The organism is Muricomes intestini (assembly GCF_004346165.1).
Taxonomy (GTDB): domain Bacteria; phylum Bacillota; class Clostridia; order Lachnospirales; family Lachnospiraceae; genus Muricomes; species Muricomes intestini.
The window spans coordinates 64,071-76,514 of the sequence record NZ_SLZZ01000005.1 but is presented as its reverse complement, the minus strand read 5'-3'; the positions used below and the strand labels follow the sequence as shown (position 1 = coordinate 76,514).

Below are 12,444 nucleotides of genomic sequence, written 5' to 3'. Positions count from 1 at the left end.
TGTTCAGAACTAAGGAGACAATATGAGCAAAAAGATGAACGCCAGAGAATATATCAAGATACGTGGCGCAAATGAAAATAATTTAAAAAATATTGATGTGGACATTCCGAGGAATGAACTCGTGGTACTTACAGGACTCAGCGGTTCCGGAAAGTCCTCTCTCGCATTTGATACAATCTATGCCGAGGGTCAGAGAAGATATATGGAATCCCTATCCTCCTATGCAAGACAATTCCTGGGGCAGATGGAAAAGCCCAATGTAGAAAGCATAGAAGGGCTCTCTCCTGCAATTTCCATTGACCAGAAATCTACAAACCACAATCCCCGCTCCACTGTAGGAACGGTAACGGAAATTTATGACTATCTTCGGTTACTTTACGCCCGTGTGGGGATTCCGCATTGCCCAAACTGTGGGAAAGAAATCACAAAACAGACGGTGGATCAGATGGTAGACCAGATAATGGAGCTGCACGAAGGCACAAAAATTCAACTTCTGTCTCCTGTGGTCAGGGGGCGGAAGGGTACCCACGCCAAGCTGTTGGAACGAGCCAAACGGAGCGGCTATGTACGAGTGAGAATCGATGGCAGCCTATATGAGCTTTCTGAGGAGATTGTCCTGAATAAAAACATCAAGCATAATATTGAAATTATTGTGGATCGTCTGATTGTGAAGCCCGGAATTGAAAAAAGGCTCACCGATTCAGTGGAAAACGTACTTTCTTTAGCTGAAGGGCTGCTCATTGTAGACGTTATCGGCGGAGAACCCATGAACTTCAGTCAGACTTTCTCATGCCCGGACTGTGGCATTAGTATTGATGAGATTGAGCCCAGGAGCTTCTCCTTCAATAATCCTTTCGGTGCATGCCCTGTATGCTTTGGGCTAGGATATAAGATGGAATTTTCTGAAGATCTCATGATCCCGGATCCGTCCCTTTGCATCAGCAAAGGGGCAATCGCAGTCACAGGCTGGCAGTCCTGCACGGACAAGTCCAGTTTCACTAGGGCAATCCTTGATGCCCTGTGCCTGGAGTACCACTTTGATCTCGATACTCCCTTTGAACAATACCCCCAGGAGATACATGATGTCATTCTCTATGGTACGAACGGGAAATCCATAAAAGTTTATTATAAAGGACAGCGGGGTGAAGGTGTCTATGATGTCGCCTTTGAAGGCCTCATTAAAAATGTAGAGCGGCGTTACCGCGAAACCGGCTCCGACACCATGAAGGCAGAGTACGAAAGTTTCATGAACATCACTCCCTGCCCCGAGTGCGGCGGACAAAGACTGAAGAAAGGTGCTCTGGCAGTCACCATAGGAGACAAGAATATCGCAGAGGCCACTGCACTGTCTATTGCAAAATTTCAGGAATTTCTAAAAGAACTTCGGCTGTCCCAGACGCAGCTGATGATAGGCGGACAGATTCTCAAAGAGATTTCCGCCCGCATTCAATTTTTGTTGGATGTAGGACTGGACTATCTGACTCTCGCCAGAGCGGCCGCATCCTTATCGGGCGGTGAGGCTCAGCGAATCCGCCTTGCCACGCAAATTGGCTCCGGCCTGGTCGGCGTGGCCTATATCCTGGATGAGCCAAGTATTGGTCTTCACCAAAGAGATAATGATAAACTGCTTGGGACTTTGAAACACCTGCGGGATTTAGGGAATTCTCTGATTGTTGTAGAACACGATGAGGATACCATGCTGGCAGCGGACTGCGTAGTAGATATCGGTCCCGGAGCCGGCGAATACGGCGGTGAAGTGGTTGCTATAGGTACAGCCCAGGAGATTATGAAAAATAAGGAATCTATTACCGGAGCATACCTAAGCGGCAGAATTCAGATTCCGGTTCCCGAAAAAAGGGAAAAGCCAACCGGTTTTCTCAAGATAATCGGCGCCAGCGAAAATAACCTGAAAAATATTGACGTGGATATTCCTCTGGGAATCATGACCTGTGTGACCGGGGTATCCGGCTCCGGAAAGAGTTCTCTTGTAAATGAAATTTTATATAAAAAACTGGCAAGAGATTTGAACCGGGCAAGGACAATCCCCGGGAAGCATAAGAGAATTGAAGGAATGGATCAGATTGACAAAGTCATCAACATTGACCAGTCTCCTATCGGACGTACTCCCCGTTCCAACCCGGCAACTTACACAGGAGTCTTTGATTTAATCCGGGATTTGTTTGCTGCAACCCCGGATGCAAAATCCAGAGGATATAAAAAAGGACGGTTCAGTTTCAATGTGAAAGGCGGGCGCTGTGAAGCCTGCAACGGAGACGGAATCTTAAAGATTGAGATGCATTTCCTGCCGGATGTATACGTACCATGTGAAGTATGCGGCGGAAAACGCTATAACAGAGAAACCCTGGAGGTGAAATATAAAGGGAAAAATATTTATGATATTCTAAACATGACTGTGGGCGAAGCTTTGCACTTCTTTGAACATGTCCCCAGCATACGCAGAAAGATGGAGACCCTCAATGATGTGGGGCTTTCTTATATCCGCCTGGGCCAGCCTTCCACGGAATTATCGGGAGGTGAAGCACAGCGAATAAAGCTGGCTTCAGAGCTGAGCAGGCGCAGCACAGGGAAGACTGTTTACATTCTGGACGAGCCTACAACCGGACTCCATTTTGCCGATGTCCACAAGCTGACGGAAATCCTGCGCCGTCTTTCCGGTGACGGGAACACTGTTATTGTCATTGAGCATAATCTTGATGTTATAAAGACTGCGGACTATATTATTGATATAGGCCCCGAGGGCGGAGACAAAGGCGGGACCATTGTGGCCACCGGCACCCCCGAGAAAGTGGCAAAAAGTCCCAAGTCTTACACAGGAAAATACATTGCCGAAGTTCTCCGCAAAAGTAAAAAGTTAAAAACCCCACAGCAACCTGCGGGGCAATAAGAAAGAACTTTATTTTTTTTCGTCAGGCTCTTCCCTTAAACCCAGGATACCTTCCACCAGAAGCCTTACATCGTTCAAAATGTAATCAAAAGCACCTGCCCGGGTCATATTGATCAACACCATACCGATGGGTACTGCCAGAATCATTCCCAGAATACTGCTCACCTTATACCCTATATAGAGCAGAAGCAATGTGACCAGCGGATGCAGTCCCATGCTGTCTCCTACTAGCTTGGGCTGAACTAGCTGACGCATCAGCTGGGTCAGGATATAAACAATAACAAGAGCAACTGCCATCTTATAATCCCCCATGAGTCCCTGATAGAGAGCCCACGGTATCAGTGCAGTTCCCGTCCCGAAAAACGGGAGGAAGTCTAGAAATGAAATTAAAAAGGCAACTAATATGAAATAGTGAACACCAAGCACTACGAAGCTGACAAACAAAACCACAAACACAATTGCCATAATTTTAAATTGTGCTTTAAAGTATCCTCCAACTGCATATTTCAGATTATCTATCACCAGCTCCATTCTCTTTGTGACAGAGGGAGGCGAAACCTTTCTCAACCATTGAATTACTTCTTCTCTGTTCACTGTGAACAGATAGGCCGACATCATTGCCACAATAAATGAAATCAGATAAGAGGGAAGACTCTTTGCAAAGTTACCGGCTGCAGCCATTGTCGGCTCGCTGATCCCGGCAATTAATTTGGCTGCATACTTATTCAGATTATCCAGTGCAGTATCCCATCCACTCTGCACTGCCTGGGGCAGCCTGGAAAACACACCTGAGAGCGTATTTCCAATCTGCTCCAGTCCTGATTCAAACTGGGCATACAAATTCGGGAAATTTGATATCAGATCTCCTATTTCGACAGCAATATGGCTTACTGCAAAATAAAGCAGCAATACAATCAAAACCAGCACTATGACCACAATAAGGGCAGACCCCAGTTTCTTTACAATCTTCAGTCTTTTCTCAAGCCAGTTAACTACCGGGGCGGCAATGGTGGACATAATCCACCCAATCACAAAAGGCATCAAAAGCCCCAATACCTTTATTCCAATAATCACAAAGGCAGCTGTCGCCGCCAGGCTAAACACAAGACTCACGATAATCTGCCAGTAGGGCCGTCTGCTCTCCATTGTCATTCCCCCAGTTCTGTCTCCACAAATTCCCATATTTCATCCCGCCCCTGCTTTGTCACAGATGAAAAGGGAATAATCTTTGAATCATTTTCAAGCTCCAGACCCTCTCTGACCATTTTTACATGCTTCTGGATCTGGCTTCTTTTTAGTTTGTCAAGCTTTGTCGCTATGATAATCGGCTTGTAGCCCTGTTCAACAATCCACCGGTACATCATCTTATCATTAGCAGAAGGCTCATGCCGTATATCAATCAAGAGAAATACAGCTTTCAGCCGGGCAGAAGCGTGCAGATAACGTTCCACCAGCCTTCCCCATTGCTCCTTTTCCTTCTCGGAAACTTTGGCATACCCGTAACCTGGAAGATCTACAAGATACATCTCATCATTGATATTGTAAAAATTGATTGTCTGCGTTTTTCCGGGCGTTGCCGAGATTCTGGCATAGGATTTCCGGTTCATCAGAGCGTTGATTAGGGAGGATTTACCTACATTGGATTTTCCCGCAAATGCTATTTCGGGTTTATCATTGTCTGGAAGCACACTTGTGATTCCACAAACTGTCTCTAAATTAACATTTTTGATAACCATACCTATTTTCCCTTCCTGCAGACTTATTCCTCTGTTATAAGTGCTGATTTAAGTACTTCATCCATATTTTCCACAGGCAGTATTTCCAGTCCTTTTGTAATCTCCGAGGACAATTCCTCCACATCTGCCTGGTTCTTCCCGGGAACAAGTACTGTCTTAATACCGGCATTTTTTGCGGCAAGCAGCTTTTCCTTTAATCCTCCGACGGGAAGGACTCTTCCCCGCAATGTAACCTCACCTGTCATTGCCAGATCTGCCCTGACCTTATACCCGGTTATGGCGGACAGCATAGCTGTTGCCATGGTAATTCCGGCAGACGGCCCATCCTTGGGCACCGCTCCCTCTGGTATATGTACATGGATATCATGCTTTTCAAGGAAATCCTGTGCAATCTGATACTGCTCACTTACGGATCGTATATAACTGATCCCCGTCCGTGCAGACTCTTTCATTACATCGCCGAGCTTCCCTGTGAGCATGATTTCTCCTTTCCCGGGCATAACATTAACTTCAATCTGAAGAGTGTCTCCTCCCACACTGGTCCAGGCAAGTCCGCGCACAATACCCACTTCATCAACAGGATTTGCCATCTTATATGTATACTTTTCTTTTCCCAAATACTTATGGATATTCTTTTCTGTTATTATAACCTTCTTTTTCTTTGTTGTCAGTATTTCTTTTGTAGCTTTTCTGCAAATATCCGCTATCTTTCTTTCTAGCTGTCTGACTCCTGCTTCTTTTGTATAATTGCGGGCCATCTTCCAGATTGCCTGTTTACTGAAAGACAGCTGTTCCGGTTTCAAACCATGTTTCTGAATCTGTTTTGGTATCAGATGCTCTACCGCGATATGCATCTTCTCATTTTCCGTATAGCTGCTGATTTCAATAACTTCCATACGGTCCAAAAGTGGTCTGGGTATGGTCTGAAGAGTGTTTGCCGTTGTAATAAATAAAACTTCAGACAAATCCAGCGGAAGCTCCAGATAGTGATCCCTAAATTTACTGTTCTGCTCACTGTCGAGTACTTCCAGAAGGGCCGAAAAGGTGTCTCCCTTATAATCTTTGCTCACTTTATCAATCTCATCCAGAAGCATAACCGGATTCTTCACTCCCGCCGTCTTCATTGCATCTGCAACCCTTCCCGGCATCGCTCCCACATAAGTCTTTCTGTGTCCCCTGATTTCTGCCTCATCTCTGATTCCTCCCAGGGAGATTCTCACATAGGGCTTCTTCAATGCTCTTGCAAGAGATTTGGCAATGGATGTCTTTCCTGTACCCGGAGGTCCCACAAGACATAAAATAGGGCTCTCTCCTTTTTTTGTCAGAGAACGAACAGCTAGAAATTCCAGCACTCTTTCCTTGACCTGCTCCAGCCCGTAATGATCCTCCGCTAAAACTTTCCGGGCATATTCTATATCCCGGCTGTCCTTTGCCGCTTTGTCCCAGGGCATTTCCAGAAGAGTCTCAATATAAGTACGGATAACTCCGGTCTCCGCCGGACTGTTCAGAGAATTTTTAAACCGTCCTATTTCCTTTGTGAGCTTTTCCTTTACTTCCCGAGATGCTTTTAATGATTTTGCCGCCTTTTCAAACTCATCTGCGTCTGAAAGCGTGGTGTCATCTCCCAGTTCCTCACGTATTAGTTTTAACTGTTCTCTGAGAATATATTCCTTCTGATGCTTATCTACCCTCTCTTTTACTTTTATCTGAATCTGTTCTTTAATATCCATAATCTGCACTTCATTCACAAGCTTGAATGCCAGTGTCTCATATCTTTTCCAGAAATCCGTCTCATTTAATATCTCCTGGAGATCTTTGTAAGGCAGCGGTGTGTTTGCGGCAACTTCGTCTACCAGCTTTATCAGGCCCTGTACCTCCAGTATCTGGGCAACCGATTCTTTGGACATCTTTCCGTTTTTTGCTGCAAAATCTACAAACATATCCTTCAGACTGCGCTCCATGGCCTCCCCGTTCAAATCCTCCGGTATAGTGATTTCAGAATCATCAATCACCACCACACGGGCGCGCATATAGGGTTCTTCATACTCAATACTCTGAAGCACACCTCGTCCTTCTCCTGCCACAAGAACCCGCACAATATGTCTGGGCAGCTTAACAATCTGCTTGATTGTCCCGACAGTTCCTACTTCAAACAAATCCTCCTGCTTTGGTTTCTCATCTTCAGCATCCCTCTGTGTTATCAGAAAAATCTTCTGGTCTTCCACCATAGCTTCCTGAACCGCCGCTATGGACTGGTTCCGGCTTATATCAAAATGTACAACCATCTCCGGCATAATCGTCATGCCTCTTAAGGCTACCATAGGAAGGCTCTGTGTCTCATTTTTCATATATGTCTTTCCTCCTGAGTTTCAAAACGTAGCTTTTCGAGCCCGGTTCTGAATAGTTACTGTAATATAAGAAGGGCGGATACCATTGCACCCGCCCGAATTTCCTATGCACTCTCTGATGTAAGGAATGATCTGCGTTCTTCCCCGTCGCACTCATAAAGGGGACCTCCTGTTCCTTTCACCACTTCTTTTGTTATCCGGCACTCCTTGATTGTATCATCTGATGGGACCTTAAACATTGTGTCCATCATGATGTTCTCCATAATAGCCCGCAGGCCTCTGGCCCCGGTCCTCCTTGCAAGAGATGTCTCCGCAATTGCCAGAAGGGCCTCTTTGTCAAATTCCAGCCGTACCCCGTCCAGTTCCAGCAGTTTCTGATACTGCTTTACAATTGCACTCTTTGGTTCTGTCAGAATTCTGATCAGTGCTTCTTTATCCAGCATATCCAGAGATACTGTAACCGGCAGGCGCCCCACCAGCTCCGGTATTAATCCGAATTTTACCAGATCCTGAGGGAGAACCTGATGCAGAAGGACATCCACATTCTCCTCGTGTTTGGATGCAATCTCAGCATTAAATCCGATAGATTTTTTGTCAAGCCGTGTCTCAATCAGCTTGTCGATCCCCTCAAAAGCACCACCACAGATAAACAGGATATTGGTTGTATCAATCTGTATCAGCTCTTGATGCGGGTGCTTTCTGCCTCCCTGAGGAGGAACAGAGGCGATAGTGCCTTCTATTATCTTCAACAAAGCCTGCTGTACCCCTTCACCTGATACATCACGGGTGATAGAAGGATTCTCTGACTTTCTCGTAATCTTGTCAATTTCATCAATGTAGATAATACCATGCTCCGCACGTTCTATATCTCCATCCGCAGCCTGGATTACCTTCAGCAGAATGTTCTCCACATCCTCACCAACATAGCCTGCCTCTGTCAAAGCTGTGGCATCTGCAATTGCAAAAGGTACATTTAAAATTTTTGCCAGTGTCTGGGCAAGCAGGGTCTTTCCGCAGCCGGTAGGCCCCAGCATCAATATATTGCTTTTCTGCAGCTCAACGCCCAGATCCTGTTCAGCCATAATCCGCTTGTAATGATTATATACGGACACAGAAAGAACTTTCTTTGCTTCATCCTGTCCAATGACATATTCATCCAGAAATGCCTTTATCTCTTCCGGTGTCAGAAGGTTAATATCTTCGTACTTGCTGCCTTCCTCATATTCAAATTCCTCTTCAATGATCTCAGAGCAGACCTCAATACATTCATCACATATAAACGCCCCGTTAGGTCCTGCTATCAGCTTCCTCACCTGTGATTGTGTCTTATTGCAGAAGGAACACCTCACTGCATCCTCGCTTACTCTTCCTGCCATAATGCTATTTCACCTCATATTGCCATTAGTGATTGGCAATCACCTCGTCTATTAATCCATATTCCTTTGCTTCCTGGGCAGTCATGAAATTATCTCTCTCTGTATCGACCTCGATAACTTCCAGATCCTGTCCGGTATTTGCAGCCAAAATATCGTTTAATTTCTTACGTGTCTTCAAAATATGATCTGCCGCAATCCGGATCTCAGTTGCCTGTCCCTGTGCCCCGCCCGAAGGCTGGTGAATCATGATTTCTGAATTTGGAAGAGCAAAACGCTTTCCCTTCTTGCCGCCTGAAAGTAGGAATGATCCCATACTTGCAGCCATGCCAATGCACACTGTAGAAATATCACACTTAATATACTTCATCGTATCATAAATTGCCAGCCCGGCTGTCACAGAGCCTCCGGGACTGTTAATGTAAAGCTGGATATCCTTGTCCGGATCATCCGCCTCCAGGAAAAGGAGCTGTGCAACAATCACACTTGCCGACACATCAGTCACTTCTTCCCCCAGAAAAATAATTCTTTCCTTTAATAACCTTGAATATATGTCGTAGGAGCGTTCCCCTCGGCTGGTCTGTTCAATGACGTAAGGTACTAAACTCATTTAAAATTCCTCCTGTCTACTCTTCAACTGCCGCATCTGCAAGAAATGTAACAGCCTCCTGCACTGCGATATCTTCTTTCATCTGTTCTTTCTCACGGTCACCCATGAATTCTTTCAGCTTATCAACTTCCATCTGATATGCCTCTGCCATCTTCTGCAGCTCTTCATCCAGACGCTCGTTGGAAACCTCGATATTCTCGGTCTTTACAATAGCTTCCAGAACCAGTCTTGTCTTAATCTGCTTCACTGCCTGAGGCCTCATCTCTTCTTCCATCTTCTGTGCTGTCATTCCTGTAAACTGGAAGTATTGCTCAAGGGAAAGCCCCTGCTGCTGAATGCGGCGCACAAAGTCATCTGTCATCTGTCTTACCTGGCTGTCAATCATAGCCTCGGGAATGTCCATCTGTGCATTCTCCACAGCCTGTTCTACTGCCTGGTTTTCTTTCTGTTCTTTATATTCACGCTCCTTGCGCTCTTCAATCGTCTTCTTTACTTCTGCCTTATACTCCTTTAATGTATCACACTCGGACACTTCAGATGCGAACTCGTCATCCAGTTCCGGGAGTTCCTTTGCCTTGATTTCATGTACAGTACATTTGAACACTGCCTCTTTACCAGCCAGCTCTGCTGCCTGATAGTCCTCCGGGAATGTCACCTTTACTTCCAGCTCTTTACCGATCTCAGCGCCAATCAGCTGTTCTTCAAATCCGGGAATAAATGACCCGGAGCCAATTGTCAGTGAGTAATTCTCAGCCTTTCCGCCTTCAAATGCCACCCCGTCTGCAAATCCTTCGAAATCCAACACTACCTGATCTTTGTCCTGAACAGCACGGTCTGTCACCTCGATCGTTCTTGCGCTTTTCTCACGTTCCTTATCAATCTCCGCGTTGATTTCTTCTTCTGTGACTCCTTCCGGTGCCTTCTCCACTTTCATTTCTTTATACTCGCCCAGTGTAACTTCTGGTTTCACTGCAACTTCCGCGGTAAAGATAAAGGGTTTGCCTTTCTCTATCTGAACGACATCGATCTGAGGCTGAGAAACAAGCTCTAGCTCACATTCATCGTATGCTTTGCCATATGCATCAGGAATCATACGGTTTACCGCCTCATCATAAAACACTTCCGGTCCGTACATCTTCTCAATCAGCTGTCTGGGGACTTTTCCCTTGCGGAACCCCGGAATATTAATCTGTCCTCGTTGTTTTAAATATGCTGACTGGAGTGCTTTTTCCACATCCTCTGCGCCGACCTCGATTGTCAGCTTAGCCATGTTATGCTCTAAATTTTCTACCTGTAAACCCATTGTTATTTTCCTCCTTGATTTGTATCATATAGATGATATTAAGATATCAAATGATGTAGGGGTCAAAAGGTATTTTGCCCCCTGATACCTACGGATTGTCATTTATGCTTTCGCAGTCATTGAAAGAGTATATCACATTCGATGCTAAATTTCCAGTATTTCTTCTATAAAGCTTCTATAAACACAATTGACTTTTTAATTTCTTCTGCCCTTTCCCGGCCGCATAATATCGAAATCAATTCTAGGGCAAATGGAATTGCAGTTCCCACTCCCCGGCTGGTAACGATATTCCCATCTGCGACAACAGAATCCTGCACTACCTCTGCACCTGTAAGTTTTTCTTCCACGGAAGGGTAAGAACATGCCCGGCGTCCCTGAAGGAAGGAAAGACTGCCCAGAACACTTGGAGCGGCACAGATTGCTCCGATATACTTTTCCTTTGCATACTGCTCTTCCAGAAGCTTCTGCAGCCCTGTGTGCTCCTGCAGGTGCAGAGTTCCCGGCATACCGCCTGGAAGCACCAGCATATCCACATCGGAAAAGTCCCGGCCTTCAAACAAAGCATCCGCCTTCACTATTATATCATGGGCACCATGAATGTCCTGCCTTCCGGTTATAGATATTGTGCTTACTTCTACTCCTGCCCGCCTCAGTAAATCCACTGCTGTGAGCCCTTCAACCTCTTCAAAACCATCTGCCAGAAACACACTTGCCTTCTTCATATCTTATTCCCTTCTTTCTCAAACTTTACCTGCATTTTCCGCATGTTCTCAGTTTAACAAAAGAGGTGTAAAAATGCAATGGTTTACATTTCACACATGGCGTATTATGATGATACCAGGGTCAAAAGGTCATGCGTTTCATGCTTGCATGAAAAAGCATGACTTTGGGACCCATAAAACATGAGAAAGTAGCCCGAATAGGGCGAATTTCGAATGTTTTTAGGATTGCGGGAGCACAAAGTGCGGAGCAATCCGTAGGTATCAGGGGGCAAAACACTTTTTGGCCCCTACATTTTATGATGATACCTGGAGCAATCCGTAAGTATTATACGATAAATAAAAAGGAGTCTATCATGGAAATTGAACGTAAATATCTGATAAACAGCAGAAATGTTCCCGGCAATCTGCATGACTATCCCTGCAGGAATATTGAACAGGGCTATCTCTGCAGGGAACCCGTTATCCGTATCCGCAGAGACAATGAAGAGTATGTCCTCACCTATAAATCAAAAGGACTTATGGTGCGGGAAGAATATAACCTTCCCCTCACAAAAGAGGCCTATGAACATTTAAAACCCAAAACAGATGGGAAATTCATCAGTAAAATCCGTTATATGCTGCCTTTGGAAGGGAATCTGACAATTGAACTGGATGTATTCCTGGAAGATCTGGCTCCACTGATTCTGGCCGAGGTTGAATTTTCCGATGAGGAGTCTGCAAATGCCTTTGTTCCTCCTGCATGGTTTGGCGAGGATGTCACCTTTTCTTCACATTATCATAACAGCACGCTGAGCGTTTAGCAACTTCTTGTTGCACTTTTATATAAAACTACGTTTTGTCGCAATCATTTCTATTTACAGGGAAAATTGCTATAATTTATGACAGCTATACAGGAGGGCAGAAATATCTACAAGCCGCCCTTAGTAAGCTCGCTTACTAAGGGATTCGAGCTTGCCCTCCTGAACAGTTATAAAGAATTCCTGTAAGTGGAGGTGGTATAGCATTGTCTAACATACAACTGGTAGAAAACTTATGCAATTTGCGGAAGGCAAAAGGGTACACACAGGAAGCTTTGGGCAGAAAGCTTAATATCTCCAGACAGGCATACTCGAATTATGAGACAAGTAAGCGAACCCCTGATTTGGATCTTTTAATCAAGCTCTCACAGATTTATAATATCACACTAGATCAGCTGGTCAATCAGCCTATCTCGGCCAAAGGCATTATACTGGAGCAAAAGGGACCCTACACACCCGGTATGGAAATTGAAACTGCTGACATGTTTTATCTCACGGCGGATGAAGTTAACTTCATTAAAAGATACCGAAGAACAGACCATGAGTGTAAAATCATCATAGATAAACTTTTAGACCAATAAAGAGCCACTTTTTTGAAACAGGATTCCCTTACTTCAAAAGAGCAGCTCTTTTTATTCCCGCGGGCAACG

At 45.1% G+C, this 12,444-nt stretch carries 10 protein-coding genes; 3 read left to right on the top strand and 7 right to left on the bottom strand.

The annotated features are described in order from the left end of the window. Positions 1-22 precede the first annotated feature (22 nt). Positions 23-2,905 carry an excinuclease ABC subunit UvrA gene (gene uvrA, locus EDD59_RS05130; protein WP_132379583.1) on the top strand — a complete coding sequence of 961 codons (2,883 nt, stop codon included), beginning with the start codon at positions 23-25 and terminating at the stop codon, positions 2,903-2,905. 9 nt (positions 2,906-2,914) lie between these two features. On the opposite strand, the gene ytvI is transcribed toward uvrA, so the two are convergent. The 7 genes from ytvI to EDD59_RS05095 form a co-directional block, all read right to left on the bottom strand. Further along, the gene (gene ytvI / locus EDD59_RS05125; protein WP_132379745.1) at positions 2,915-4,051 is read right to left on the bottom strand and encodes a sporulation integral membrane protein YtvI; all 1,137 of its coding nucleotides are present in this window, start codon (positions 4,049-4,051) and stop codon (positions 2,915-2,917) included. 2 nt (positions 4,052-4,053) lie between these two features. Beyond that, on the bottom strand, positions 4,054-4,641 hold the full coding sequence (gene yihA / locus EDD59_RS05120) for a ribosome biogenesis GTP-binding protein YihA/YsxC (protein WP_132379581.1): 588 nt from the start codon (positions 4,639-4,641) through the stop codon (positions 4,054-4,056). A gap of 23 nt (positions 4,642-4,664) precedes the next feature. Continuing rightward, positions 4,665-6,989 carry an endopeptidase La gene (gene lon / locus EDD59_RS05115; RefSeq protein WP_132379578.1) on the bottom strand — a complete coding sequence of 775 codons (2,325 nt, stop codon included), beginning with the start codon at positions 6,987-6,989 and terminating at the stop codon, positions 4,665-4,667. A gap of 104 nt (positions 6,990-7,093) precedes the next feature. Then, positions 7,094-8,365, bottom strand: a complete 1,272-nt coding sequence (gene clpX / locus EDD59_RS05110) for an ATP-dependent Clp protease ATP-binding subunit ClpX (protein WP_132379573.1) — start codon at positions 8,363-8,365, stop codon at positions 7,094-7,096. 25 nt (positions 8,366-8,390) lie between these two features. After that, complete coding sequence (gene clpP / locus EDD59_RS05105) at positions 8,391-8,972, bottom strand: ATP-dependent Clp endopeptidase proteolytic subunit ClpP (protein WP_132379571.1); 582 nt, start codon at positions 8,970-8,972, stop codon at positions 8,391-8,393. Between the two features lie 16 nt (positions 8,973-8,988). Then, positions 8,989-10,275 (bottom strand): trigger factor, encoded by a 1,287-nt coding sequence (tig, locus tag EDD59_RS05100; RefSeq protein ID WP_132379569.1) that lies wholly within the window; start codon positions 10,273-10,275, stop codon positions 8,989-8,991. Between the two features lie 164 nt (positions 10,276-10,439). Beyond that, the gene (locus EDD59_RS05095) at positions 10,440-10,997 is read right to left on the bottom strand and encodes a DJ-1 family glyoxalase III (protein ID WP_132379567.1); all 558 of its coding nucleotides are present in this window, start codon (positions 10,995-10,997) and stop codon (positions 10,440-10,442) included. A gap of 353 nt (positions 10,998-11,350) precedes the next feature. Between EDD59_RS05095 and EDD59_RS05090 the strand changes: the two genes are divergently transcribed. Together EDD59_RS05090 and EDD59_RS05085 are read left to right on the top strand one after the other, a co-directional pair. Beyond that, positions 11,351-11,797 (top strand): CYTH domain-containing protein, encoded by a 447-nt coding sequence (locus tag EDD59_RS05090; RefSeq protein WP_132379743.1) that lies wholly within the window; start codon positions 11,351-11,353, stop codon positions 11,795-11,797. A 203-nt stretch (positions 11,798-12,000) separates the two neighbouring features. Then, entirely contained in the window at positions 12,001-12,375 is a 375-nt protein-coding gene (locus tag EDD59_RS05085; RefSeq protein WP_132379565.1) for a helix-turn-helix domain-containing protein, read from the top strand. Positions 12,376-12,444 lie beyond the last annotated feature (69 nt).